We start from the raw sequence: 25,149 nt of genomic DNA on the forward strand, positions 1-25,149 counted from the left end.
CTATGGACCCTAAGCATCGTGTGAGAAAAGCAATCATCCCAGTTGCTGGCAACGGAACCCGTTTCCTGCCGGCCACCAAGGCGATGCCCAAGGAAATGTTGACAATTGTCGATCGTCCGGTGGTGCAATATGCCGTCGACGAGGCCATCGAGGCCGGCATAGAGCACATCGTCTTCGTCACCAGCCGCAACAAATCGGCAATCGAGGATCATTTCGACGATACGCCGGAGCTGATCTCCTCGCTGCATAGAGCGGGCAAGACAAAGCAGGTTTCCGAACTGGAGCGTCTTCTGCCGCGGGCCGGCTCGGTCAGCTTTACCCGCCAGCAGGCGCCGCTCGGCCTCGGCCATGCCGTATGGTGCGCTCGAGACCTGATCGGCAATGAGCCGTTTGCGCTGCTGCTGCCCGATATGGTCTGCCATGGCCTGCGCGGCTGCATGGCCGGGCTGATGGAACTCTATGACGAAGTCGGCGGCAATATCGTCGCGGTCGAGGAATGTGCGCCGGAAGAGACCTCGAAATACGGCATTATCGGCCGTGGAGCGCCGGTTCGCCACGGCTTCGGTGTGACCAAAATGGTTGAGAAACCGCATCCGTCGGAGGCGCCTTCTAACTTTTACCTCAATGGGCGCTATATTCTCCAGCCTGAGATCTTCGACATCCTGGCGCGGCAGGAACGCGGCGCTGGCAACGAGATCCAGCTAACCGACGGCATGCTGCGCCTGTCTCAAACACAGGACTTCCATGCCCAGGCTTATAGCGGACGGACTTTCGATTGCGGATCGAAGCAAGGCTTTATCGAGGCGAACGTCGCCTTCGCGCTGGCACGCGCGGACATTGGCGGTCTCGTTTACGACTCGATCCGAAGCCTGGTTCTCTCGCACGAAGCGCAGATGACCGCAGCTTAAGCCGCTTCACACTTTCGCCTGCGGCCTCGATGGCCGCAGGCCATTGCCGCTATTCATTTAGGCTTCTCCGACAAGGTGGTCGCCATGCATCAGAAGAATTTCACCTTCCACAGCGCTCTTCCAAAGGAGGAGCAGGATGGTTTCATTGACCTAGACCGGCTGATGGCGGTCATCACCCGTCGCATCCGCACCATCCTCGCCGGTGTGGTCATCTTCGTCGCACTGGCGGTCGCTTATCTGCTGACCGCACCTTCGACCTATACGTCAGCGACACAGATATTGCTCGACGAAACCATGACCAAATATGCGGAGGACCAGCCGCCGCAGGCCAGCAGCCAGCAGGCCGACATGGAGATCGCCAGCGCTGTCGAAATCCTGAAATCCAACGAGATGGCCTTGCGCGTCGTCGATGCGGCAGGCCTCGTCAACAATGACGCGATCCTCAATCCGCCGCAGTCGCCGGTAGCGCTGATCAAATCCGGCGTGAAGCTGATTGCCAGCGCCTTTAAACCGGCGAAGCCGCCGCTAACTGCCGAAGAGGCGCGCGAGGCGCAACGTCAGCAAATCGCCGCGACATTGCAGGACGCTCTGAAGGTGGAGCGCGTCACCCGCAGTTCCGTCGTCTCCGTATCCTTCGGCTCGACCGATCAGCAATTGGCCGCCAAGGTCACTGCGGCCTATGCCGACGCTTATCTGACGGATCAGCTCAATGCCAATTTCGATGCGACCGAGCGGGCATCCGTCTGGCTGCAGGAGCGACTGAACGACCTGCGCGAGCGTTCGCAACAGGCTTCGCTCGATGTCGAAAAATATAAGGCCGAGAACGGTCTGACCTCGACCGGCGGCGAACTGATGTCGGAACAGCAGATTTCCGATCTCAACAAGCAACTGATCATCGCTCAGGCCGATACCGCCAGCGCCTCGGCGCGCTATTATCAATACAAATCGATCATCGATCAGGGACCGGACAATGCGGTGAAAAACGCGACGATCTCGTCCAGTCAGACCGACAATAGCGTATTGCAGGATCTGAAGACGCGTTATCTCAATGTGCAGAAGCGCGAGCAGGACGTGACGCAGAATTTCGGCGCCAGTCATCCCCAGGCCGTGGCGCTGAAGGCGGAGCGCGAAGACATCACGCGGCAGATTTACCAGGAACTGCAGCAACTGACGGCGAGCTACAAGAATGAATTCGACGTAGCACAATCGCGTGCGGTGTCGCTGCGCAACAGCATCGAAGGCGTGGTCGGCAAGAACTCCGAGGCCAATAAATCCCTCGTGCAATTGAATGCGCTGAACCAGAAAGCGACAGCGCTGAAGACGCTCTACGAATCCTATCTCAGCCGTTATGAGGAGGCATCGCAGCAACGCTCCTTCCCGATCGCCAAGGCCCGCGTCATCTCCGCCGCCGGTGTGCCATCCGCGCCGTCAAGCCCGAAAAAGACGCTCGTCCTGGCACTTTCGATCGTGCTCGGCTTGATGGCCGGCGGTGCCTTTGCCGCGCTGCAGGAATTCCGCGACCGCTACTTCCGGGTCGAAGCCGATGTGCGCGCAGCGCTCGGCCTCAAATTCCTGGGCTATTTGCCGCTGCTCGGCCAACAGACATTCGACAAGAAGAAAAAGAAGGGTCGCAAGCTCAAAGTCGGGCCGGCAACGGCCGAGGATGCCGAGACCGGTGTCGCTTTCGAACGGATCATGCGTGTCTCGGTCGAGGCCCCGCGCTCGATATTCGCCGAAACCCTGCGCAACGCCAAGCTTGCCAGCGATGTCATGCTGCAAGGACGGGCTGACCGCGTGATCGGCGTTGTCTCGGCATTGCCCGGCGAAGGCAAGTCGACGACGGCCGCCAATTTTGCCGCGCTGCTCGCGAGCAGCGGCAAACGCACGCTGCTGATCGATGCCGACTTGCGCAATCCCGGTTTGAGCCGGATGCTGAAATCACCGCCGCAGACCGGCCTCATCGAGGCGGCTCTCGGCGAAATTCCCTGGGCAAGTGCCGTCAGGGTCGATCCACGCACCAAGCTTGCTATTCTGCCGGTGGTTCTACGCGATCATCTGCTGCATACCAGCGAGCTCCTGTCTTCGCAGGGCATGCTGAACCTGATGGAAAGCGCGCGGAAGATGTTCGACTACATCGTCGTCGACCTTGCGCCGCTAGGCCCGGTCATCGACGCCAAGGCGTTCGCGCCGCAGGTGGACGCTTTCCTCTTTGTTGCCGAGTGGGGCGCGACGCCGACCAATCTCGTCAGGGATTTGCTGGAACAGGAGCCGCAGATCAATTCGCGTGTTCTCGGCGTCATCCTCAACAAGACGGATATGTCGGAACTGTCGCGCTACAGCGACTTCGGCGGCACGGAGCGCTACCGGCAGAAATACACCAGCTACTACACCGAGGAACAACCGAAGGCAGAAATCGACGCCTAGAGCAATCCAGGAAAAGTGCGAACCGGTTTTCGGTCCGGAATGCGTAAAAACAAAGTGATAGAGCGGGAAGGCGATTCCGTAAAACGCTGAACCGCTCTCCCCTACGCTTTCAACGTCCTGGCACCGGCGCGTGCCAGGACGTGTTCGCGCCAAATCGTGAAGATGCCCGCAGCCACGACGATGATGGCTCCTATCACAGTATAGACATTGAGCGTCTCGCCGAAGATCGAGACGGCGATGATCGCCGAGAAGACGAGCTGCAGATAAGTGAGCGGCTGGATCACCACCGCGTCGAGAAGGTCATAGGCGCGAATGAGAAAATAGTGGCTCGACATGCCCGTGAGGCAGAGCACACCCAGGAAAGCCCAGTCATACGGCACAACCGGTGCCCAGAAGAACGGTCCGATGCAGCTCATGGCAACGGCGCCGACGACGCCGGTGTAAAGAAAGCTCGTCATCGCGGAATCGTCCCGGCTGACATAGCGGGTGAGAACGACATACAGCGAAAACAACAGGGCACCGGCAAGCGGCAGCAGGAAACGAATGTCGAAAAAGCCGCTTTCCGGCTTCAGGATCAGCAGCACGCCGACGAAGCCAATGCAGATTGCCAGCCAGCGCCGCCAACCGACCCTTTCGCCAAGGATCGGCACGGACAATAACGCGACCATCAATGGTCCGGACGAGAAGATCGCCTGCGAACGAGCAAGGCCGACGATGACGAAGGACGAGATGGCGACCACGATCTGCGCGGCTAGCAGCAGCCCTCGGGCGATCTGCAGGCGCGACCGTTTGGTGCGGATGGCGACACGCAATCCGCCTGGTGAGCGCGACGCCAACGCCACGGCAAAAAGCATGAAGGCCCAGTAGCGGATCATCGCCACGAAGAGCGGCGGATAGGCACTCACCAGATGTTTTGAGATGCCGTCCTGTATGGCGAATATGCTGATCGCCAACAGCGTGAAGACATAACCGGCAGTATTGGATTTCATTTCGGCTCGAAGGAAGGATGGTATGCGGCCCCGGAAGCGCCGGCCGAACCGACGCTGCCGATCATAATAGGCCATTCGATCTTTCGATCATAGGCTCCCGCATCTGCCTTACTACACGAAATGTGTCGATCAGCTTTTTTGCGTGCTTTCGACAAAGGCGGCGAAACCCTCGACGAAGGCGGCGAGGTTCTGCTTCACTTTCTCGTCGACGATTTGACCTTCCGCATCGAACACGCTGCCGGCGCGCGACACCATCAGCCGGCCGCCGAACCAGGGATTGGCGCCGAGCGTGCGCAGAACGGGCAGCCAGGCAGTCTGGCTAAGGATCGTGCCGAAATTGCCGGGCGAGGCGCCGAGAACGGCGACGGGTTTTGCCCGGAAGACGCGGGGAATATCGCTGGGCGGCCTGCTCATCCAGTCGATCGCGTTCTTGAAGACGCCTGGAAGCGAATTGTTGTATTCCGGCGTGAACAGGATCAGGCCGTCGGAGGCTGCGGCCAGCTCCTTGAGCTCGCTCACCTTTTCCGGAATACCTTCGGCCTCGACATCGGCGTCATAAAGCGGAATGCCATGGATCGTCCCGGCGATGAGTTCAACGCCCGGCGGCGCGAGCGCGACAGCGGCGTGCAGCAGTGCCGTGTTGAATGAGCCCTTGCGAAGGCTGCCCGATATGCCGAGAATTTTCATCGCGTCCCCCATAAGAATTGGATGGGGAGAGATTTATAGCTCGATACTATTCGTCAAGGACCGATGGTCATGTGAATGCGGATAGCCCAAGTCGAATATCGCCTGCCCCTCATATATCGATGAAAACGGCACCGTTTTCGACCTTGACGGGATAGGTTTTGAGGTTGACGCAGACGGGGGCGCCCTTGGCCTCGCCGGTGCGATAGTCGAAGCGGCCGTTGTGCTTGGGACATTCGATGATGTTGTCCATCACCAGCCCGTCGGCAAGATGGACCTGCTCGTGCGTGCACAGGCCGTCGGTGGCAAAATAGTCGTCTTCCGGACTGCGATAGATCGCGAAGGTCTTGCCGCCATGGTCGAAGCGCATGACGTCCTCCTCGTCGATCGCATCCGCCGCGCAGACCTTAATCCAGTTGCCGCTCATTCCTGCCTCCCTGTTTTCACATTGTCAGTCGGTTATTGTGCCGCTTCGGCCAGCCCGTTGTGGAATTCCTCGCGATAGGGCCTCGCCGTCGGCGGCAGGTCGCGCTTCAGGAAATAATCCTCGTTGCGCAACTGCCGCAGGAAGGCCGGGATCATCTCGCGGTAGCCCGACCAGATCGACGGATTGGGCCGCGGCAGATCGTGTTTGATCATCGCATGCAGCTTCGGCAGCGCATGATAGGGCACCATCGGGAACATGTGGTGTTCGACATGATAGTTCATGTTCCAATAGATGAAGCGGCTTATCGGGTTCATCAGCACCGTGCGGCTGTTCAGCCGGTGGTCGATGACATTGTCGGCCAAGCCGCCATGCTGCAACAGGCCGGTCAGCACATGATGCCAGGCGCCGTAGAGCCTCGGCAGGCCGATCAGCACCAGCGGCAGGACAGAGCCCATGGCAATAGCGGCGGCGATGGTGGCGATATAGATGAGGCTCCAGATGCGGGCGATGCGGATCGCCTTCGGCTGCTCCATCTCGGGAATGAAGGTTTTCTCCGTGGCGCTGATGATGCCGAAGGCATTGCGGACCATGTCGAGCATCGCATAGAAGACATCGACGATGCCGAAGAAGTTCAGGACCAGGCGCACGAGATCCGGCGGCCGCATGACGGCGATCTCCGGATCGCGGCCGACGATGACGGTGTCGGTGTGATGGCGGGTATGGCTCCAGCGCCAGGTCACCGGATTGCGCATGATCATGAAGCAGGCGATCTCATAGACCGCATCGTTCATCCAGCGGGTCTTGAACGCCGTGCCATGGCCGCATTCGTGCCAGCGGCTATCAGAGGCCGAACCGTAAAGCACGCCGTAAGCCAGGAAGAAGGGGACACAAAGCCAGGAACCCCAGAAAAAGATGCCGAGGCCGGCAAGGATCGCCATGCTGCCGAGCCAGATGATCGTGTCGCGGATGGCGGCGTCATCGGAGCGCTGCATCAGCGCCTTCATCTCCTTGCGGGCAATCTCGGTATGATACCACTCCGCCGCCGCCAATCCGGTTTCGACCGCCTGCCGGCCGCTTGGACCAAGCAGGCTGTAATCACGCTTTCCTGTCTCGCTCATTCCTGCCTCCCGCGTCGCAAACCAGCGCGCCGCACCTGATGACGGGGATGATAGGTCGAGTTTTTGCTTGCCTCAATGCAACGATGATGGAATCTATCATATTCCATCAATCCTCCATCTCATTCATGATGGAATACCTCAGGACCATCCATGCGCAGACCAACCATCGCTGATCTCGCTAAGGCGTGATGGAGCGGGACGGCGCCCAATGAGTAGCGGATCAGACATTTTTTCCTTTCGAGGCCTCCTACTCGGGAAATATTCGAATGATAGAATTCTATCATTCAGACCAAAAATTCTTCCACAAAGAACAAAGCGCTCCTTCGCCCAAAATCACCTGACTCCAAAAAGTCCGCGATTTTTTTGGGAACCTTTTTCTCTCAACTCTATCCAATGGCTAGTTCCGACACCGGACCAACGGACGAAGGACGCGTGACATTCAATGTTCGCTCGGGATTAACAACGAACGGGAGAGAAATCATGTTCAAGCACATTCTGACCGCGACATTCCTGCTGGGCTTGGCCAGCACTGCGGCAATCGCCGCAGATGCGAAAATCTCCGATCCACAAATCGCCCATATCGCCTACACCGCCGGACAGATCGACGTCACGGCTGCCGAGCAGGCGGTGAAAAAAAGCAAGAATCCGGAGGTGGTCGAATTCGCCAAGACTATGGAGCGCGACCACAAATCCGTTAACGAGCAGGCGCTGGCGCTGGTCAAAAAACTCAAGGTCACGCCTGAGGACAATGACGTCAGCAAGTCGCTGAGTGCCCAAGCCAGCAAGGAACTGGCCAAGCTCGGCAAGTTGGACGGCAAGGCCTTCGACAAGGCCTATATCGACAATGAAGTGGCCTATCACAAGGCGGTCAACGACGCGCTTTCCAAGCAACTGATCCCATCGGCAAAGAATGCCGAACTCAAGTCACTGTTGGAGACCGGCCTTACACTCTTCCAGGAACATCAAACGCATGCGGAACATCTTGCCGCGGCGATGAAATGAACCGGCGATGGGCGCGATGAATACAAAGCGTCTATCGGTGATTGTCGTGGGGTTGCTGCTCATGACGGTCAGCACGGTGACGAAGTCGGCCGAATATCAAATCGCCATCGCGAATATGAAATTCGGCCTGCCGCCGACCACGTTGCACGTCGGCGACGTGATCGTCTGGCGTAACGATGATATATTCCGCCACACGGCCACCGCGCGCGATGCCAGCTTCGACATCGACCTGCCGGCCAAGTCGCAAAAGAAAATGACCATCGAACGCACCGGCGACGTGAAATTTTACTGCCGCTTTCATCCGATGATGATCGGGGAACTGAATGTACAGCCGTAGGGAGAGAGAGGAGCCACGATGACTGCCGTCTCCGCCGCAGTCAAGCGACAACCGGATCCTTCCACCTATTCGGAAGCCGAACTCATCGCTCGCGCCAAGGCTGGCGATGAGGATGCCATCCGGATCATTGTCCAGCGCAACAACCAACGCTTGTTTCGAACGGCGCGCGCCATCGTCGGCAACGACGCTGAAGCGGAGGACGTTGTACAGGCAACCTATGTGCAAGCGTTCATCAATCTGGCGGCATTCCGCGGCAGTTCAACATTATCAACCTGGCTGACGAGGATTGCGCTCAACGAAGCGTTTGCCCGCATGCAGCGACGACGCGACTTTACCGGGCTTGAGGAGATCGACATGCAGAACAAGGCGTCATGCGGCGGTTTGTTGCACTTCCCCTCCTCGCTCGCGCCAGCCGATCCCGAGGCTGAATTGGCGCGAAATCAGACGAGGCGTCTGCTGGAACATGCGGTGGATGCCCTGCCCGCCAAGTTCCGCACCGTCTTCATTCTGCGCGACGTGGAAGGCTTCAGCACGGAGGAAACGGCGTTCCTCCTCAACATCAAGCCGGAGACCACCAAGACCCGGCTGCACCGTGCCCGCAAGATGATGCGGCTTTCGATAGAAAAGCAGTTTTCCGGGGCATTTTCCGCCCTCTTTCCCTTCGATGGTGCCCGCTGCGCCGATATGGCTGACCGGGTGATTACAGCGCTGCGCACAATACACGCGGGGAAAAGGGATTCCTCGATACCATCGCAGTAGAAGGGGTCGTATCAGGATTTGGGTGTCGCATGCTGCCTGCCGAGAAATGTCATTTCCTCGTGCTTCACCCTGTTCTCGTCATCGAGAATCGCGCGCCACATGCGGTTGCCTAGTCGCAAGGAAAGGCGTTTCGTTCCCGCGTGATCTTCCGTGCCCACCTCCACGGAAGAGGTGACGGAGCCGCGCTGCATGTAGCGGCGAAATTCTGCAAGCGAGAGACCAAACCGAGCGGCGATTTCCGAAGAATCGACAATAAAATCCCCATTTTGCGCGCGCTCAACGAACATTGCTTCACCCCTTCCGCAGACATACACGCTCATATATCAAACCGAAATGGAGAACGACCACCGGCGGGAGAATCGTTCCTGCCTCCGATCAAACGCTTTGGCGTCTACGGCGTTCGCACCTTTGCAGAAAACGCAAATCTCGGCACGATGGAGACAAGCTGGGCCGACAAAAGCGATATCACCGAAATCAGCACCAAAAAGCCTCCGATGTAGATCCACGGCGACATGTGGTCGCTGTGGACGAAGTGCTCATATATTTCGGTAAAGCCCCTGTGACACATATAGATCGGATAGGAGAGATAGCCGAGAAATATGCCAATCGGCTGAATCTTCTCCGGAATTTCCAGATATGTGCCGGCAAGGACGATAAGCGGCGAAATGACGATGCAGAAGAGCAGAGCGAATTTCAGCGAATAGGTCGGCAGAAACAGTAGAGCGAAAATCAAGGAGATCGGCAGGAGCGCAAAATAGGTGGTGACGGGCCGCCTGTCTTTCTGAAGCCTGAATATGATCATGCCGACGACAAACGAGAAAAACACGCGAGCCAGCCCGCCGTCGACCGATCGCCATTCCCAGCCGAGGTCGAGGGAGCGGTGCAAGGCGACGGATGCGAGCAGGCACGCAAGCGACACCGCGGCTAGAATAGCCAGGTATTTCGTTCTCATCCTGAAAAGCATCAGGGCGAATACCAGATTGACGAGCAGCTCCCAGAATAGCGACCACGCAGGCCCGTTCAAAGGATATAACGGCCACAAATCCGTTGCGGATCTCGTCAGAAAGCTCGGAGACGGCAGCATGAATGCGGTCGAGATCAGGCTTGCGAGCAAATCGCCGACACTGTCGGTCGACCAATTCCAATGGGCCAGCAATTGCACCAGTCCATAGAAGGTTCCGAGTATGAACAACGGATAGAGGCGCGCGTAGCGGGCTTTCATAAAGGCCGCCAGCGGCATGCCGCTGGCGAGCTTTTCGCTATATGCCCTTGCAATGACGAAGCCGCTCAGAACGAAAAAGAAGTCGACCGCGACATAGGCCAAAGGCGCATACGGCCGTTGAAGGTGATAGACAACGACCGCAAATGCCGCGAGGCCCCGCATCGCGTCGAGCGATGCATATCGATGGCTTGTCCGACCCGCCTGAAGCGAGCGTCGCTGCGGTGGGACAGGGATCGACCTAAGGTCTTCTCCCGTCGCTGAACTATCAGATGCTTTCACAACTGGTCACCATTTCACGTTGTTGGCGCTGGCAGCACCGAAAAATTCGTTGCGCAGGCCGCGATCGAGCGGACGAACCCGCGTGAGATTGCGAAGAAGTTGGCGAGGGCGCCGAAGCGCGCGGGCATTGAAAAAATAGGTCGACAGCAGACTGGCGGACTTGCTGTGCGCGCCGCTATGCCCAACCCGGTAAATGGCACCGCGAAACGGCAGTGCCTCGAGGGGCGTGCCGCGCTCGGCCAATATGTTTGCGATACGCACATGACTGCCCAGCATCGACTTCACATAGTCGATATCGGCAACCTCAAGTGTCGCCGGAAGGTCGTAGAGACGCGATTGCACGATCAATGATGTGCCGCAGTAATTCGCGAAATCATCGTAATGCATGATCAACCGGCCGCCTTCGTTCCAGAGGTAGCCCTTGTCGATCTTCCAGCCGTTCGTATCCGGGTGCTGCGCAACGTAGCTGACGATATTGGCGCTGACGAAGTCATCATCGTCTACGATCATGAAAAACCGCGAATCCCGGGCTGAAAGCATACCGCTCAGCACGCGGCGGCCCTTGTCCAGGCGGAACGCGTCGTAGACCTTTTCTCTGTCCGCGCTATCCAAATCGTGGAGCTGGTTCGGGGGAAACGTAACGCGTTCGACTGAAAACTGCGGCGGCAGATCGGGGAGATCCGCACCTTCGTTCGCAACGATAACGGCGCTCCAATCGGGATTCGATTGACCGGCAATCGACGCCACGGTTTGGGACAACCGTTCTTTCAGCGCCGGCCAATCCTTGGCATTGTCCTGGTGTCGAACCGGGATGATGAACGTAACGAGTGACATAATTCCCTCTTTTGCGATCGCATCGGCCCTGCATCCGACAGGGACATTGGAATAAACAATCGATTTCGATGCTCGGCCGCTGAGCCGAACGAAAGTTAGCGCCGCCGGAGCATTGTCTTTGCCAGGAAAAGAGCCCTCTCCCGGCAAAGGACGAAGATCAGGCTCGTATAGACGATCGCGCCGACGGATATTTCGATTGCCAGGCGCGAGGCCGGGCTCCAGTCCTGCAGCAATGCCGAAGCGCCGAGCACCGCGGCAAGCATTCCGACATAGGCAGCTATCGGCCTAAGGAACTGGGCGAAATAGGCTCCGACGCTGAGTGCAATCAGGCGCGAAACCATCCAGAGCGTTACCGGCCAAAGGAGCAGCACTTCGAGCATCAGTGCGAAGACGATGGTGGTCACGCCATATGGGTAAAGCAGCAGCACGGTAATGATCGTGACGATGTTTCGCACGAGCTGGTAGTAGAACCACCAGTCCGACTTGCCCTGGCTGGTGATCAAGGATGCCTGGACAACGCCGATGCCGCTCATCAATCCGATGACGCAGAAAAACCGCACCGGCCAGATCGCAGCCGCCCAGTGTTGCCCGAAGATCAACGGAATGGCGTCGTCGGCCACGGCGGCAAGGCCCATAAAGGCCGGAAATGACACCAGCGAGCAGCCAAACGTTGCCATGAGGAATGCCTCACGGACCTTGTTCTGATCATGCTGCAGCGACGACAGGAGAACGTGCGTGACCGAGGTCAGGCCGCCGGCAACGACATTGTTGATCATTTCGAAAAGCCGCCGGGCGAAATTATAGATGCCGAGCGCGGCCGGACTGACGAGCGTGCCTATGATGAGCTGATCGAGGCTCATGGACTGGAGGAAGCGATTGCCGGACGCAAAGACGCCGTAATGCAGGAGCTCGCGAAGACTGCTCCACTTGATCCGCACACCCGGAAGCCATCCCGCGCCCCAGAAGGCGGCTATGCATCCGGCGGCAGGTGCGGCGATCTGCGCGATCGCCAGTGCCCAGAGGCCGAAGCCGGCGAAAATCAAGGCCAGGCATACGAGGCCCGATACGACCGTAGCGATCGCCGTGCGGACGGCGGCGAGATGAAAGGACATCGTGCGGCCGATAAGGGCATTGGGAACGATGATCATCATGTCGAAGAAAATCTTCAAGCCGATAATCATCAGCAAGCCGACGATTTCGTCATGGCCCAGGGCATGCGCAATGTAGGAGGATCCCGCGAAAAGCACGAGGTAAAGGATCGCCGCCGACGCGAACGACAGCCAGAACACGGTATCGAGGTGGCTTTGGCGAATGGTCTTCTGCTGGATCAACGCTTCGCCGAACGCGGTCGGCCCAAGGCCGGCGGCAAAGCTCACGATACTGAAGGCCAGCGCCACAAGGCCAAAGTCCTGCGGCAGCAGATATCTCGACGTGACAATGAAAACGAGGCTGTTCAGCGCCGTCGGTATCAGCGTATCCAACGCCGACCAGAACGCCCCTTTCAGCGCCGCGCCGGACCGGTTCTCGCTCAAGTGTTCGAAGACGATCTCGTCCGACTCGAGAATCGCGCTTCCCGTTTCCCAGGAAGGCGGCGACCTCAAGCTTTCATCCGATTCATTAGCGATGTTACAACTCCATCTGGTTCCCGCCGAAGCAGCCGTGCAAGGTCACGAAATCGAAGGCTGGGGCTCAAATGGCGCCGAAATCGAAATGGTCAAGCGCCCGTCTTGCGCAGCGCAATGCATTTCATATCTTTTTTGCTGCAGCGCACAGTTAGTGACGGCGCTGAGCAATGATATTGCCCTCACGTTTCGTTATTGGCTGATGGCTTGGACATAAATGTAACGGCCATACCCAGAGGCATTGGCAGCCATGACCTGCCTCAAGCGTCGGCCAGCGCCGCCGCGTTGTTGTTTGACAAAAGCCGCGCCATGGCACTCAGAAGATCCGTCTGCGATATCAGGCCAAGGACACGGCGGTCGGTGTCCACGATAATCACCGCATGCGTGCGCCCGTCGGTCAGAACAGGCAACAGCGATAGTGCAGGATCGGCTGCGTCCGCCACGGCCGGCTTCGATATCGCGCCCGCGATGCTATCGATGCTGTCAGACAATTCACGCAGGCCAATCGTACCGATCAAGCGGCCTTCCCGATCCTTTACCGGCAGTGTGCGGATGTTGTGCTTCAACAGAAGATGCCGGGCATGATCCGGCTCGGTGCCCTCGCTGATGGCGATGACGTCGCGTGACATGATGTCGGCGCAGCTTATGTTGCCGTGCGACCGCACCGCTGCCTGCAATTCGACTTGCCGCAGCAGGCGGCTGAGATCGGCCCGATCGATATCGAAGGTCTCATCGAGCGCGGCCAGAGCGGCATCGACGTCTTCTTCCCGGAAGCCCACGCGCAGGACCGACGGCAGGTCACGCGTCTGATGGGTGTTTTCCGTCGGCTTTGCGACAACATGCGGATAGTTGCGCTTGGCAAACCTGTGAAACACCAAGCCGAGGCCGACCAGTATGCAGGAGTTCAAGGCCACGGGGATGAACGGAAAGAAGAAACCCCAACTTGCAACGACCGGGCCGCCGAGAACGGCGGTCAGAGCTGCCGCGCCGCCGGGTGGATGGAGGCATCGGGTGAAAGACATCGCACCGATCGCAAGTGAGACGCCGACCCCGATTGCGATAATCGGATCATGAATGAAATAGCCTGCAATGATGCCCATCATGGCGGAAATGGTGTTGCCGCCGATAATCGACCAGGGCTGGGCAAGCGGACTGGACGGGACCGCGAAAAGAAGCACCGCCGATGCGCCCATCGGTGCGACGATGAGCGGTAGATGGGGTCCTTGCCCGAAGAGATAGCCGCTGATGACGCCGGTAAGGCCGATACCGATCAAGGCCCCAAGGCAAGCCATCAATCGTTCATGCAGGGTTGCCCCAGCGAGGATTGGCGAAAACAAGCGGAAACGGCTCGGCCCCACCTTGGGGGAGTCTGGATGCTGCATGATGAAACCAGTTTAGGAAAGATTGTTTGTGAGTGGGTGGAGGCGCCGTTTAGTTTGTTACCAGCCGCGGATCCCGGCTCTTGGCCGCGCTGAGGACTTCGTGAAACGCTTTGAAGGCGGTTGGCCGATCATTCCTAGGATAGATGAGGATCGTGTCGACGGCTCCCAGTTGATGGGTCGGAGAATTCGTCGGCCAGTGCATGAGATCGAGAACCGATTTCGGCATGACACCTGCCGCGCCCCCGGTTGCAACGCTTGCCAGGATCGCGTGGTAGGAGCCAAGCTCTCTCGTCTGCAAGCCACTCGATTTTCGCGCCCAGCTTTCGGCAATCCTTCGATAGGTGCATCCGGGTTCGAGAGCAGCAAGCGATCCGACCCGCAAGTCGGCGGCGGATTGAATGGGCGGATGCCCGGACGGCAATACGAGCAATAGATCCTCGACAAAGACAGGTTCTACTTCAAGGCTCTCAAGCTCGGCATCAAAATCCGCATCTTCGTCAAGCATCGTTTTCGGCGGGCGGGCGATCAGCGCACAGTCCAATACGTCACCAAGAACGTCCCGGGTGAGATCGCGCGATGCACCCAATGTCAGATGAAGCGACACATCGGGCCACATCCGGTTGAATTGGGTGAGCGCTGCCGGCAATCGGCTTGCCGCCGTGCTTTCCATCGTCCCGACACGCAATGTCCCGGAAGGCTGCAGGGGCCTGACGGCCTGTCTCGCTTCCAGCGCCAAGGCGGCGAGGCGATTGGCATAGACCAGAAATGTCTCGCCTTCTCGCGTCAAAGTCATCTTTTTGCCGTCGCGGCTGAAGAGCAGGACGCCGAGATCATCCTCCAACTGCTGAATTCGGGTCGTCACATTCGACGGCGCGCGGCCGACGGCTTTGGCCGCCTTGGTCACGCTGCGGTCACCGGCGACGGCGAGGAATATCTCGATCGATGATAGGTCCAAAAAGATCTCGATTCAGGAATTAAATTACCATATCGTTCCCTATATAAAAATCATTGCCGCTGCTCAAGCGGGTTTTCGCCTCGAACCGTCAAGCGGGAGAGATCAAAGAGCGGATGACAAAATCAGATCGATCGGAGATGGACGAAGAAGCGCATGAATACGCGTCGCCCGCGTGCATGCTGCACGAAGTCGATCGCGCCTATAGCGGCATTTCGCCCGCCTTTGCCACGGACTCAGAGGTCTTTGCCTGGCGAAAGCCGGAACGGCAGAAGCTGATCGATGAACGCAGGGCCTTACCGGTAGCGCAGCGCAAGGACTATACGCGCGCCATCGCGAGCCATCTTGACCGGATTGTCACTAAGGTCTCCGGTAAACACATAAGCCTGTTTTGGCCGTTCCTCGGAGAACCCGATCTCCGAGGATGGATGGCCGCCTTGACTGCCCGTGGCGCCATTTGCCTGCTGCCCGTGGTCGTCGCCAAAGCCGAACCATTGATATTCCGGTCGTGGAAAATGGGTGACCGGCTTGAACGTGGCGTTTGGAATATCCCGGTGCCTGCGGAAGGTGCGCAAGCCGTTCCGGACATCGTCATAGCGCCCCTCGTCGGCTTCGATGCTGAATGCTTCCGGCTTGGTTATGGGGGCGGCTTTTTCGACAGAACACTGGCTAGTTTCGACCGCAAGCCTTTTATCATCGGCGTCGGCTTCGAGTCCCAGAAGATCGCCACCATTCATCCCCTTGCTCACGACATTCCCATGGATGTGGTCGTCACGCAAACCGAGTTGCGATACCGCTGAGCTCTCAGGCCTTAGCCGTAATGTCCAACTTGAATGCCGAAGAGAACGGCAAATCGACTTCCAAACAGGCAGCCAACCTTGTCGGCGTCCCGACTTGCCCTTGCGAAATCGCAGTTTCTCACCTTTGGCACATGGATTGCTTCTCTATGATCGACATCAGAAGAGACGATATTTCATGTGGCATGTTCTCCCCTCCTTGCTTCTAAGCATTTCTCTCGGGCTGAGCTGGAACAGGTTCCTGCTCACCTTCACAAGCCGAAGCGAGCCTCTTCAAAACCAGATGCCGGTGACGATGGTCGCCGCGGCCGTCTGCCTGTCCGCCCTCGCGCTCTCCGTTGCCGACAAAGGATTGTTACTGGGAGGAATGATCGTTCTGCTCGGCCTGGTACTTGCGACCATCAGCAAGGGCCTCCCCCATCCCGTCATCATTGTGGGACTTTCGGCTGTCAGCCTTGCCGCCTATCTGCAGTTCACGGTTCACGCTCTTTAGCGGCCGCCAGTGCTTTCGTGCTGAATGAACAAAGAGCACGAGGTCGCGTTAATGGCGTAAGAGAGTCCAGTACGGAAGCAAAACGCCGTGGGAAAAACATTCAAAGTTGGCGATCATGTGAGCTGGAACTCCGAAGCGGGCCATGTCAGCGGCACGATCACCAAAATTCACACCCGCGATTTTGATTATAAAAGCCATACGCATCGCGCTTCGGCCGACGATCCGCAGTACGAAATCAAGAGCGACAAGACCGACCATATTGCAGCGCATAAGGGGAGCGCGCTTCAGAAGATCCACTGAGCCAGCGGAGTTCGCGCCAGCATGGCTTCCTCGTCAGCCTAGAGACCGTGCTGACGTCCCGCTGCCATAAGGCTGAGGATCGTCTTCCGATGCGGCCGCGGTGACTTGCGAGGCGCCTGACGTTATCTGCTGAAACCAATCACCAGAATTTCACGCCGATACCGACGACAACGGCGTTCTGCTTCAGATCGACGTTCACGCCGTTGATATCCTTATCGCCGAAGTCGGTGTAGCGGTATTCCAAGCGTCCGAAGACCCGATTGGTGAAGGCATAATCAACGCCGGCGCCAACCGTCCAGCCGTTGAAGGTTTTGGTGTCTTTGCTGCCCGTGTCGACAAACCCACGCGTCGCTTCCCAGCCGCCTGTCGCATAGATCAGAGCGCGATCGAAAGCATAGCCGAGGCGGGCGCGGACCGAACCATCAATGTCCGTCCCAACATCGATGCCGGGTGCGATAGTATCTTTGTTCCAGTTATAATTCAGGTCGCCTTCGAGACCGAGCACAACATTATTCTCAAATTGCCAATTGTAGCCGATGAAGCCACCGACGAGGCCGCCGCTCAGATCTTCAGACGTGCTTGCGCCGGGAATGCTGAAATCCCCATTGACCCAATTGCCGCCGCCACGAATACCGGCATAGGCACCTGCCCAAGTGAAACCTGCCGGAGTTTCGACGACAGGCGCTTCCGGTGCCTGGGTTACAACATCCGCGGCCGACGCCGCACTGAATCCAACGATACTGGCAATCGCGGTGGAGATGAGCAGCTTATGCATCGGTGTATCCTCGGTTGTTGTTATGGGTCGGGATATAGGTCGGCACCGTTCAAAGGCTGTCGTAAAACTATCACGTTTTGACCTGGAAGCCTATTTTCGCTTCAGGATTTGACGGATCGCGTCCATTAGGAGCGCTCCTCCGCACTGTCCTTTCAGCTCTGCCGCGCCTAGAGAAGCCAAGCTCCCGTTGCAGACCAGTCGCCAATCCGTTATACAGCCGACGTCGGAAAAGGCGGACTTGGTCTGGTAAGCCCAAGTCCTTTCGGTAACGAAAGCTCTGGTCTTTGGCTTCGTGCACGAGATCCCCACGACGAACATCGGACGCCGCCCGGGCGCCCAATCGTTCGTCCGTGTGGTACTCAAAATCGAGGAACGCTCCGGTCGAACATCGACACAGGAGTACTTCATGCCCAGCCACCACCCGATCCCCTATGATGTTGTGATTGCCGGAGCCGGCCCTGTCGGCTTGTTTCTCGCCTGCGAGCTGCAGCTCTTCGATCTTTCAGTGCTGGTGCTGGAGCAGGCCGAGGATCCACGCTCCCCCTTGAAGCGCCTGCCGTTCGGCATGCGCGGCCTTTCGTCTCCCACCATCGAAGCCTTTCACCGTCGCGGCCTTTTGGACGCCGTCGTCGCGGCGCAGCGCGAGAACGATATCTTGGGCGCAACGCGATCAGCCGCCCACTGGATGCAACAGCCGCGCCGGCCGGCCGGTCATTTCGCCGGCATCCAGTTCTACTATGACAACATCGACACATCGCAGTGGCCATATCGTCTGCCGAGCCCTGCCGGGACCAGCATGATGGTGGACATGGAGTCGCTCGAAAATGCCCTCGCCGCTCGGGCAGGCGCGATGGGTGTCGAGATCCGGCGCGGCTTCGGCGTCGAGACGTTCGATCAAGCGGACGAAGACGTGACCGTCCGCGCCGGCGGCGAGACCATCCTCGGACGCTGGCTTGTTGGATGTGATGGCGGCCGCAGCACTGTGCGCAAGGCTGGCGGCTTCGACTTTGTCGGTACGGATCCCGAGTTCACCGGCTATTCGGCCGAAGTCGAGTTGGCTGATCCGGACAAGCTCCGACCGGGCCGTACCTACACGCCAACGGGCATGTATAACTACGCGCCGCCAGGAACGATCGCGATGGTCGATTTCGACGGTGGCGCTTTCCATCGAACCCAGCCGATCACGCTTGACCATGTGCAGGCGGTATTGCGCCGTGCCTCCGGCGCCGAGGTCACAGTGACGGCCCTCGGGCTCGCTACGACCTGGACGGACCGCGCCTATCAAGCGACCACCTATCGAAAAGGACGAGTGCTGCTCGCCGGCGACGCCGCGCACATCCACTCGCCATTGGGTGGCCAAGGGCTCAATCTCGGGCTTGGCGACGCGATGAACCTTGGCTGGAAACTTGCTGCCATCATCCGCGGCGATGCCCCGACCGATCTGCTTGACAGCTACTGGCGTGAACGGCATCCAGTCGGAGCTCAGGTCCTCGACTGGTCGCGCGCCCAGGTCGCGCTCATGCGGCCGACCCAGAGTTCGCGCGCGCTCGAAGCCATCATCCGCGACCTCATCGACACGCACGACGGCGCGACATACTTCGCCGAGCGGGTGTGGGGCGTTTCACTCCGCTACGACCTTGCAAGCCTCCACCCGCTGATCGGCCGCAGCGTACCCGATTTCGAGTTGACCGACGGGACAACGCTCGGAGAACTTCTCAGGAAGGGGCAAGGCATCCTGCTGGACTTTGACCTGCGCTCTCCCCTGCGCGCGCTTGCAAGCCGCTGGCGTGGGCGGATAACTTATATCGCAAGTGATGTCAGGGATCGGCTGGGGTTAAGCGCTGTGCTCGTGCGCCCGGACGGCGTCGTCGCCTGGGCGGCTGACGCTGCCCCTAACCTTGAGCAGGCTGCTGAGGCCGCGTCGCGGTGGTTCAGCGAAGTCTCCTCATAGGTACCGCATTAAGTCCGTGATCGTATCAATCAAACGGAGCGGGCGCTCAAAACCGCCGCGCGATGTTGCGACGGCGTCTGCCCAAATGTGCGCTTGAATGTCCTCGTGAACTGCGACGTGTTTTCAAATCCGACATCCAGCGCGATCTCGATGAGAGGCGCCTTCGACCGGGCAAGAATCGACTTCGCCCGCTCCATGCGAACCCGGTTGTATGCCTTGGCAGGAGACATTCCCGTCTTTTCGATGAAAATTCTCTCCAGTTGCCGCCGTGACAGTCCAACCTTGGCAGCCAACTTGGGAATCGGCAGGCTGCCATCGACGAACTGTTCCATTGCGATCATTGCCGCCTTCACGCGGGCATCGTCATAGTCTTCGTACAGCGGACGACGGGGCTGGATGTCCGCGGTGGTTCGGGCCTTCTCGATCTGCAGGACCTCCAGCGCATTTCGCTCCGCGTCACGGCTGATGTATTTCCTGACCAGCAATGCCGCCAAGTCGGCGGCGCTGCTGCCGCCTGCGCACGATCCTCGCTGGCGATCGAGATTGAACAGTCGGTCGGAGCGGACCTTGAGCTCGGGGAAGCGCTCTCGAAACTTCTCGTAATGCAGCCAGCTTACACAGGATTCGTGCCGTTTCATGAGGCCCGCCGCAGCAAGAATGAATGACCCGGTGCACACGCCGATCAGTGGCACCTTCTTGGCGTCCGCCTGCTTGAGATATGCAATTGTCTCCTGGTCGACGGGGTTTTCGACGGTCAGAAGGCCGCCGACGACCGCGATGTAGTCGAACCGCGAGGGATCAACGAGATCCGACGTCGGAGCGACCTGGACGCCACAGCTCGAGGCTATGAGGTGCCTCGTGCTTCCAATCACCTGCCAGTCCGCAAGAACCCTTCCGGAACGATCCTGTTTGTCGCTTGCAAGCCGCAACGTATCCACGAAGAGCGCGAAGGCGGACAAAGTGAACGACCGCGCCAAGATGAACCCCACCTTGAGACGGCTGGCGGACGTGACGACGTCATCTTCCGGCCGATATTTCTCAAGCATCTCTTTATCTCCCTGCCGCTTCCAAAGACCGCAAAGACCTATTTTATCGGATCTGGAAGCCGTGCGCGAGTGGATCGCGTTCATCGACAAAAATCGTGTTGTGGCCGATGACGCGTGCCCAGCCTCCGATGCTCGGAAGGATGCCTTTATAAGCTCCGATACTAACCTCGGCTTCGAGCCGGCCTTCGAAGATGGTTCCGATCAAGCTTTCATGACGGTATGTCGATCCGACAGCCAGACGTCCCTTTGCATGCAATTGCGCCATCCGCGCTGATGTGCCGGTGCCGCCCGGCGACCGATCGATGGCCTTTTCACCATAAAACACCGCGCAACGGCCATCGGAGGCATCGTTGACCGGACGATCGCACCATATCGCATGGTGAACGCCACGAATGCGGGCATCATCCGGATGGATCGGATCACATATGCCGGCGAGAGCGGTCCTGAGCTTCTGACTGCAACCGACGATATCGGCCGCAGTCATGCCGTCGAGACCGCTCCAGTTTTCTTGCGGCTCCACCACCGCGTAGTAGTTGCCGCCATAGGCAATATCGACACGCAGACGTCCCATGCCAGGCACATTCACCTCAACATCCGCTGCGTGGAGATAACTCGGCACATTGAAGAGCCGGACGGAATCGACATGATCTCCGCTCGTCTCGAACGTGACATCCACCCTTCCAGCGGGGGTTTCTATCGAGAGCTTCCCGGGCTCGCGCGGCTGAACCAGACCTTCCTCGATCGCAGCGGTAACAAGCCCGATGGTGCCTGCCCCGCACATCGGCAGGCAACCGCTGACCTCGATGAACAGGACCGCTATGTCGCAATCATCGCGGTAGGCCGGATATATGATCGCGCCGGACATGATGTCGTGCCCCCTCGGCTCGAACATCAGCGCCTTGCGAACCCAATCATGATCCCGAAGAAATATCTCTCGCCGCTCGCCCATCGGTGCGTGCGGCAGAAGCGGACCGCCGCCTGCGACCAGCCGCACGGGATTTCCGCAGGTGTGCGCATCGATGCAGAAAAAGCTGTTTCTCATCGTGGGTGTCCTTGATGTCATTTCGACACTGGAAGCTTGTCACGGTCCAGCAGACCGCGGGACAGCCTGTCGAGGAGCAGCGCGACCGCCACGATTGCCAAACCAGCCCTGAGACCCAGACCCATCTCCATGCGTGTCAGACCGCGCGTGACCTCCGCGCCGAGGCCACCTGCGCCGACCAGACCGGCCAAGACCACCATCGCCAGAGAGAGAAGAATGCACTGATTGAGGCCGACCAGAAGGGTCCGCTTTGCCAAGGGAATTTCAATCTTCCAAAGGATGGCACGGGGATGCGCACCGATGGCACTGCCGAGCTCCTTGAACTCCCTCGGCACCTGGTTGAATGCGAGCGTGGTCAACCGGAGCATCGGCGGAATGCCATAGACAATGGTGGCTATGATTGCCGGCACCCGCCCAAGGCTGAAGATCATCACGGCCGGAATGAGGTAGACCCACGGCGGAACGGTCTGCATCACGTCCAGTATCGGTCGCACCGTCGCTTGCAGGGCCTTATAGCGGGAGCAGAGAACACCGATCGGAAACGCGATGAGAACGGATATCAGGACGGCGACTGTCACCAAGGCAACGGTCTGCATGGACGCCGTCCAGAGTCCGACGAGAAGGCAAAACCCAAGGCAAAGGCCCGACAGGATCGCGGCGCGGAGCCCCACGGCCACAAATGCCAGAACGACAACGATCGCGATCAGCGCATAGGACGGCACGAAGAGCAGAGCCGCCTCGATCCCTGAAAGGACTGCCTCGATGATAGTGCTGATCGCCGCGAACAGCGGATGAAGGTTGGTGTTCAGCCAGTCGACCGCCGGGGCAAGGAAGGCGCCTGGTGAAAACTGCAGGATCGAAGGGCTCATGGCTTCCTCCCCGTACCGAAGCTTGCGGCGCTCTGGGTGATCCGGTCAATCACCATCGTCAGAACCACGATGGCAATCGCACCGTTAATGGATGTTGCGATATCGAGCGTGCGGATCGCACCGTAGATCGTCTCCCCCAGCCCGCCGGAGCCGACGATACCCGCGATGACGACCATCCCGAATGCCATCATAAGGCTCTGGTTGATACCGGCCATGATGCTCGGAAGAGCAAACGGCAAGCGGATCTTGAAGAACATCTGGCTCGGCCTGATGCCGCTCGCCTCGCCGAGTTCGATGAACTCCTTCGGCGTCATCCGGATACCCAGCGACGTCAGTCTGATGGCCGGCGGCATCGCAACTACGATCGTGGCGATCAGCGCCGTCGCCGGCCCGTAGCCGAGCAGCGCGATCGCCGGCAGCAGGTAGATATATGGCGGAAGCGTCTGGATCAAATCGAGGCCGGGCTCCATGAAGCGATCCAGCGCGGTGAAGAACCCGGCGGCGATGCCGATCGGAATTCCAAGCGCTAGCGCGAGTACGGTCGCGGTGAGCACCAGAGCCAGAGTGCTCATCGTTTCCGGCCAAAGCCCCATGGAAAAGCAGAGGGCAAGCGCAACGCCGCTGAGCACGGCAAACCAGATATTGACCAGCCGCCAGCCGATAAGGGCGACGACAAGAGCAACCACATAGAATGGTGGGAGCTCGAGAAGCCATAGGATTGCACCGTAGAGCCCTTCGAGAACCCATCGAACATTGTCGAAAAGGGACTCGCCATTGTCGCTCACCCAGCCGAGGGCGGAGTCCGTCCATTCGTCAAAAACATCGGTAAAGCCTGAACTTTCCATGTCGCTGAACTCCAGTTAGGTGTCACGCCGCGGCGAGATTGCTGGTGGACGTTCCCTTGACGCCCATCAACAAGCTTCGCGGTGTGACGACGCCGATCACCTGACCATTGTCCACGACAGCAATGGCGTCGCGGTTCGACTGCATCGTCAATGTGATGAGCTCGTCGATATCGGCGTCCGGTGTCGTGCGTGCCAACGAAGAAATGTCGGAATTCGGCTGACTCTGCTGGAACTCGGCGACGCTGCGCATGACGGAATGCGCCTTGATCAGATGAAGGCGCGATATCCCGGCAACGAATTCTGCGACGTAGTCGTCAGCGGGATTGAGGATGATCTCCTCGGCGGTGCCGGTCTGGATGATCACGCCATCCTTCATGATTGCGATGCGGTCGCCGATCCGGATGGCCTCGTCGAGATCGTGGGTAATGAAGACAGCGGACTTCCCGAGAGCTTTGGTAAGCTGCCGGAATTCGTCCTGAAGCTGCCGCCGGATCAGAGGATCCAGCGCGCTGAACGGCTCGTCCATGAGAATGATTTCCGGATCGGCAGCTAGCGCGCGAGCAAGGCCGACGCGTTGCTGCATGCCGCCGGAAAGTTCCTGAGGATAGCGGTTCGTCCAATCAGCAAGGCCGACCTTCTCCAAGGCCGCGCGTGCCGTCTCGTTTCGCTCGGACTTTGGAATTCCCTGCACCTCGAGGCCGAAGGCCGCATTCTCCAGGACCGTCTTGTGCGGCAAGAGTGCGACGCTCTGAAAGACCATTCCGATATGCCGGGCGCGCATCTGCCGCAGATCGACGGGAGATAAGGCGGCTAGGTCGCGTCCCTTGACCAGAACCTTTCCGGCGCTGGGCGTGATCAGCTTGTTGAGGAGACGGATCAGCGTCGACTTACCGCTGCCCGACAGGCCCATGATGCAGAAGATTTCGCCGCGCCGAACCTCGATGCTCGCATCGGACACGCCGACGACACAGTTGAACTCCTGCAGGACCTGCTTTTTCCCGAGACCGCGCTCTCCGATGGACTTCATCGCGGCGGCGGACTTGTCTCCGAAGACTTTCCAGACGGATTGGCAGTCAATCAGAACTTCATTGGTATCGACATTTGTTTTCATAGCGATCCCCTTTGAGCCAATTGGTGCTGGCTTCTCTCGTTGGGCTTCAGGATGGCCGCCCGGCGAGCCGGACGGCCAGGATACGATTAGTTTTTCTTGATGTTTTCCCAGCGCTTGATCAGGTCGGCATGGGCCCCGATCCAATCCTGGACGGCCTGATCCATGGTCTTGCCATCGCTGACGGCGCCGTTCATCGCCGTGATATCAGCAAGCGGAACATAGACGCTGGCGATGACTTCGCGAGCATGTGGATTGTCAGCCGAAAAACCCTTCTTGCCGATCCAGTAGTAGCTCTGCGGAGGCGGGAACACGCCCTTCGGATCCTTGAGGAACTTGACCGGATACTTCTGCATCATCCAAGACGGTTCCCAGATCGTAACGGCAATCCATTCCTTGCGATCAATGGCCGATTTCAGAGCAGCGGTCATAGCTGCCGTGCTGCCTTCCACGAGTTGCAGCTTAAGACCGTATTCTTTGACGGCATTGGCCGCGTCACGCATCAGGCCCGAGCCCGGCTCGATGCCGACGATCTTGCCGCCGAACTTGTCGGCATTGTCGTTCAGCTGGTCCGTAGAGTCGATCGGAACGTAGTTGGGGACGGCGATGGCTTGGTAAAGGCCGTGGGAAACCGGCGAGATTTTCTCCAGACGGTTCTTGTTCTTGTCCCAATAGTCCTGAGCAACATAATCGGTCTGAGATGCAAGGATCTGAATGTCACCCTTGCTCAAGGCAGCGTAGGCGATACCCCATTCCGAAAAGGGCAGAACCTTGACCGTATAGCCCGAATCTTCGAGGACCTTTTTGGTGATGCCCGTGATAGGGGTCAGATCCTCCCAGGACATGGTGCCGATGGTGATGGTTTTCTCTTCAGCATGAGCAGGAAACATGCTCATTCCGATCATCGCAGCGGCGCAAAGCGCCTTCCACAAAGCCTTCATTGTTTTTACTCCTAGTTCTCGTTCCCATTCTTCTGAAGATCTG

At 58.7% G+C, this 25,149-nt stretch carries 26 protein-coding genes; 9 read left to right on the forward strand and 17 right to left on the reverse strand.

Features of this window, described 5'->3' with window-relative positions; translation table 11 throughout:
* Positions 1-2: 2 nt before the first annotated feature.
* On the forward strand, positions 3-908 hold the full coding sequence (locus QA648_RS25445; RefSeq protein WP_260305025.1) for a UTP--glucose-1-phosphate uridylyltransferase: 906 nt from the start codon (positions 3-5) through the stop codon (positions 906-908).
* Positions 909-992: 84 nt separating this feature from the next.
* Positions 993-3,332, forward strand: a complete 2,340-nt coding sequence (locus tag QA648_RS25450; RefSeq protein ID WP_283054171.1) for a polysaccharide biosynthesis tyrosine autokinase — start codon at positions 993-995, stop codon at positions 3,330-3,332.
* Positions 3,333-3,433: 101 nt separating this feature from the next.
* Here the strand turns inward: QA648_RS25450 and QA648_RS25455 are convergent, their stop codons facing one another.
* The 4 genes from QA648_RS25455 to QA648_RS25470 all read right to left on the reverse strand — a co-directional run bounded on the left by QA648_RS25455 (position 3,434) and on the right by QA648_RS25470 (position 6,550).
* A complete protein-coding gene (locus tag QA648_RS25455) occupies positions 3,434-4,321 on the reverse strand; it encodes a DMT family transporter (RefSeq protein ID WP_283054172.1) in 888 nt (295 codons plus the stop codon).
* 129 nt (positions 4,322-4,450) lie between these two features.
* Positions 4,451-5,008 (reverse strand): NADPH-dependent FMN reductase, encoded by a 558-nt coding sequence (locus QA648_RS25460; RefSeq protein WP_260305022.1) that lies wholly within the window; start codon positions 5,006-5,008, stop codon positions 4,451-4,453.
* Positions 5,009-5,117: 109 nt separating this feature from the next.
* Positions 5,118-5,432 carry a MocE family 2Fe-2S type ferredoxin gene (locus QA648_RS25465; RefSeq protein WP_104826613.1) on the reverse strand — a complete coding sequence of 105 codons (315 nt, stop codon included), beginning with the start codon at positions 5,430-5,432 and terminating at the stop codon, positions 5,118-5,120.
* 32 nt (positions 5,433-5,464) lie between these two features.
* Positions 5,465-6,550 carry a fatty acid desaturase family protein gene (locus QA648_RS25470; protein ID WP_283054173.1) on the reverse strand — a complete coding sequence of 362 codons (1,086 nt, stop codon included), beginning with the start codon at positions 6,548-6,550 and terminating at the stop codon, positions 5,465-5,467.
* A gap of 480 nt (positions 6,551-7,030) precedes the next feature.
* On the opposite strand from QA648_RS25470, the gene QA648_RS25475 reads away from it, so the two are divergent.
* Genes QA648_RS25475 through QA648_RS25485 form a run of 3 tightly spaced genes read left to right on the forward strand, consistent with a single transcriptional unit; the run spans position 7,031 to position 8,648 of the window.
* Positions 7,031-7,552 (forward strand): DUF4142 domain-containing protein, encoded by a 522-nt coding sequence (locus tag QA648_RS25475; protein WP_283054174.1) that lies wholly within the window; start codon positions 7,031-7,033, stop codon positions 7,550-7,552.
* A 7-nt stretch (positions 7,553-7,559) separates the two neighbouring features.
* Positions 7,560-7,889 (forward strand): amicyanin, encoded by a 330-nt coding sequence (locus QA648_RS25480; RefSeq protein ID WP_283054175.1) that lies wholly within the window; start codon positions 7,560-7,562, stop codon positions 7,887-7,889.
* 18 nt (positions 7,890-7,907) lie between these two features.
* Positions 7,908-8,648 (forward strand): RNA polymerase sigma factor, encoded by a 741-nt coding sequence (locus QA648_RS25485; RefSeq protein ID WP_283054176.1) that lies wholly within the window; start codon positions 7,908-7,910, stop codon positions 8,646-8,648.
* Between the two features lie 11 nt (positions 8,649-8,659).
* Here QA648_RS25485 and QA648_RS25490 read toward each other — a convergent pair whose 3' ends face one another.
* The 6 genes from QA648_RS25490 to QA648_RS25515 form a co-directional block, all read right to left on the reverse strand.
* The gene (locus QA648_RS25490) at positions 8,660-8,935 is read right to left on the reverse strand and encodes a DUF6522 family protein (RefSeq protein WP_104826608.1); all 276 of its coding nucleotides are present in this window, start codon (positions 8,933-8,935) and stop codon (positions 8,660-8,662) included.
* Positions 8,936-9,039: 104 nt separating this feature from the next.
* Positions 9,040-10,149, reverse strand: coding sequence for an acyltransferase (locus tag QA648_RS25495; RefSeq protein WP_283054177.1), 1,110 nt, complete (start codon positions 10,147-10,149; stop codon positions 9,040-9,042).
* 6 nt (positions 10,150-10,155) lie between these two features.
* Positions 10,156-10,983, reverse strand: coding sequence for a galactosyl transferase (locus QA648_RS25500; RefSeq protein ID WP_283054179.1), 828 nt, complete (start codon positions 10,981-10,983; stop codon positions 10,156-10,158).
* 95 nt (positions 10,984-11,078) lie between these two features.
* Positions 11,079-12,584 (reverse strand): lipopolysaccharide biosynthesis protein, encoded by a 1,506-nt coding sequence (locus tag QA648_RS25505; RefSeq protein WP_283054180.1) that lies wholly within the window; start codon positions 12,582-12,584, stop codon positions 11,079-11,081.
* Positions 12,585-12,865: 281 nt separating this feature from the next.
* The gene (locus tag QA648_RS25510) at positions 12,866-13,987 is read right to left on the reverse strand and encodes an HPP family protein (protein ID WP_283054181.1); all 1,122 of its coding nucleotides are present in this window, start codon (positions 13,985-13,987) and stop codon (positions 12,866-12,868) included.
* Between the two features lie 49 nt (positions 13,988-14,036).
* On the reverse strand, positions 14,037-14,942 hold the full coding sequence (locus QA648_RS25515) for a LysR substrate-binding domain-containing protein (RefSeq protein WP_283054182.1): 906 nt from the start codon (positions 14,940-14,942) through the stop codon (positions 14,037-14,039).
* Between the two features lie 113 nt (positions 14,943-15,055).
* Here QA648_RS25515 and QA648_RS25520 point away from each other — a divergent pair, with 113 nt between their 5' ends.
* From QA648_RS25520 to QA648_RS25530, 3 genes are all read left to right on the forward strand, one after another.
* The gene (locus QA648_RS25520; RefSeq protein ID WP_283054183.1) at positions 15,056-15,739 is read left to right on the forward strand and encodes a 5-formyltetrahydrofolate cyclo-ligase; all 684 of its coding nucleotides are present in this window, start codon (positions 15,056-15,058) and stop codon (positions 15,737-15,739) included.
* Between the two features lie 175 nt (positions 15,740-15,914).
* On the forward strand, positions 15,915-16,229 hold the full coding sequence (locus QA648_RS25525; protein ID WP_283054184.1) for a hypothetical protein: 315 nt from the start codon (positions 15,915-15,917) through the stop codon (positions 16,227-16,229).
* A gap of 87 nt (positions 16,230-16,316) precedes the next feature.
* Positions 16,317-16,529: a DUF2945 domain-containing protein gene (locus QA648_RS25530; RefSeq protein WP_283054185.1), complete on the forward strand. Its 213-nt coding sequence runs from the start codon at positions 16,317-16,319 to the stop codon at positions 16,527-16,529.
* Positions 16,530-16,668: 139 nt separating this feature from the next.
* Here the strand turns inward: QA648_RS25530 and QA648_RS25535 are convergent, their stop codons facing one another.
* On the reverse strand, positions 16,669-17,304 hold the full coding sequence (locus QA648_RS25535) for an outer membrane protein (protein ID WP_283054186.1): 636 nt from the start codon (positions 17,302-17,304) through the stop codon (positions 16,669-16,671).
* A 406-nt stretch (positions 17,305-17,710) separates the two neighbouring features.
* Between QA648_RS25535 and QA648_RS25540 the strand changes: the two genes are divergently transcribed.
* A complete protein-coding gene (locus QA648_RS25540) occupies positions 17,711-19,255 on the forward strand; it encodes an FAD-dependent monooxygenase (protein WP_283054187.1) in 1,545 nt (514 codons plus the stop codon).
* Between the two features lie 29 nt (positions 19,256-19,284).
* On the opposite strand, the gene QA648_RS25545 is transcribed toward QA648_RS25540, so the two are convergent.
* From QA648_RS25545 to QA648_RS25570, 6 genes are all read right to left on the reverse strand, one after another.
* Positions 19,285-20,301: a GlxA family transcriptional regulator gene (locus tag QA648_RS25545; protein ID WP_260305006.1), complete on the reverse strand. Its 1,017-nt coding sequence runs from the start codon at positions 20,299-20,301 to the stop codon at positions 19,285-19,287.
* Between the two features lie 43 nt (positions 20,302-20,344).
* Positions 20,345-21,343 (reverse strand): 4-hydroxyproline epimerase, encoded by a 999-nt coding sequence (locus tag QA648_RS25550; protein WP_260305005.1) that lies wholly within the window; start codon positions 21,341-21,343, stop codon positions 20,345-20,347.
* Between the two features lie 17 nt (positions 21,344-21,360).
* Positions 21,361-22,212 (reverse strand): ABC transporter permease subunit, encoded by an 852-nt coding sequence (locus tag QA648_RS25555; RefSeq protein WP_260305004.1) that lies wholly within the window; start codon positions 22,210-22,212, stop codon positions 21,361-21,363.
* A complete protein-coding gene (locus QA648_RS25560; RefSeq protein ID WP_260305003.1) occupies positions 22,209-23,057 on the reverse strand; it encodes an ABC transporter permease subunit in 849 nt (282 codons plus the stop codon). Before QA648_RS25560 ends, QA648_RS25555 begins: the two co-directional genes overlap by 4 nt.
* 22 nt (positions 23,058-23,079) lie before the next feature.
* On the reverse strand, positions 23,080-24,168 hold the full coding sequence (locus QA648_RS25565) for a glycine betaine/L-proline ABC transporter ATP-binding protein (protein ID WP_260305002.1): 1,089 nt from the start codon (positions 24,166-24,168) through the stop codon (positions 23,080-23,082).
* Between the two features lie 86 nt (positions 24,169-24,254).
* Positions 24,255-25,106 (reverse strand): glycine betaine ABC transporter substrate-binding protein, encoded by an 852-nt coding sequence (locus QA648_RS25570; protein WP_104826589.1) that lies wholly within the window; start codon positions 25,104-25,106, stop codon positions 24,255-24,257.
* Positions 25,107-25,149 lie beyond the last annotated feature (43 nt).

Origin of the sequence: Rhizobium sp. CB3171 (assembly GCF_029714265.1) — a bacterium.
Lineage (GTDB): Bacteria > Pseudomonadota > Alphaproteobacteria > Rhizobiales > Rhizobiaceae > Rhizobium.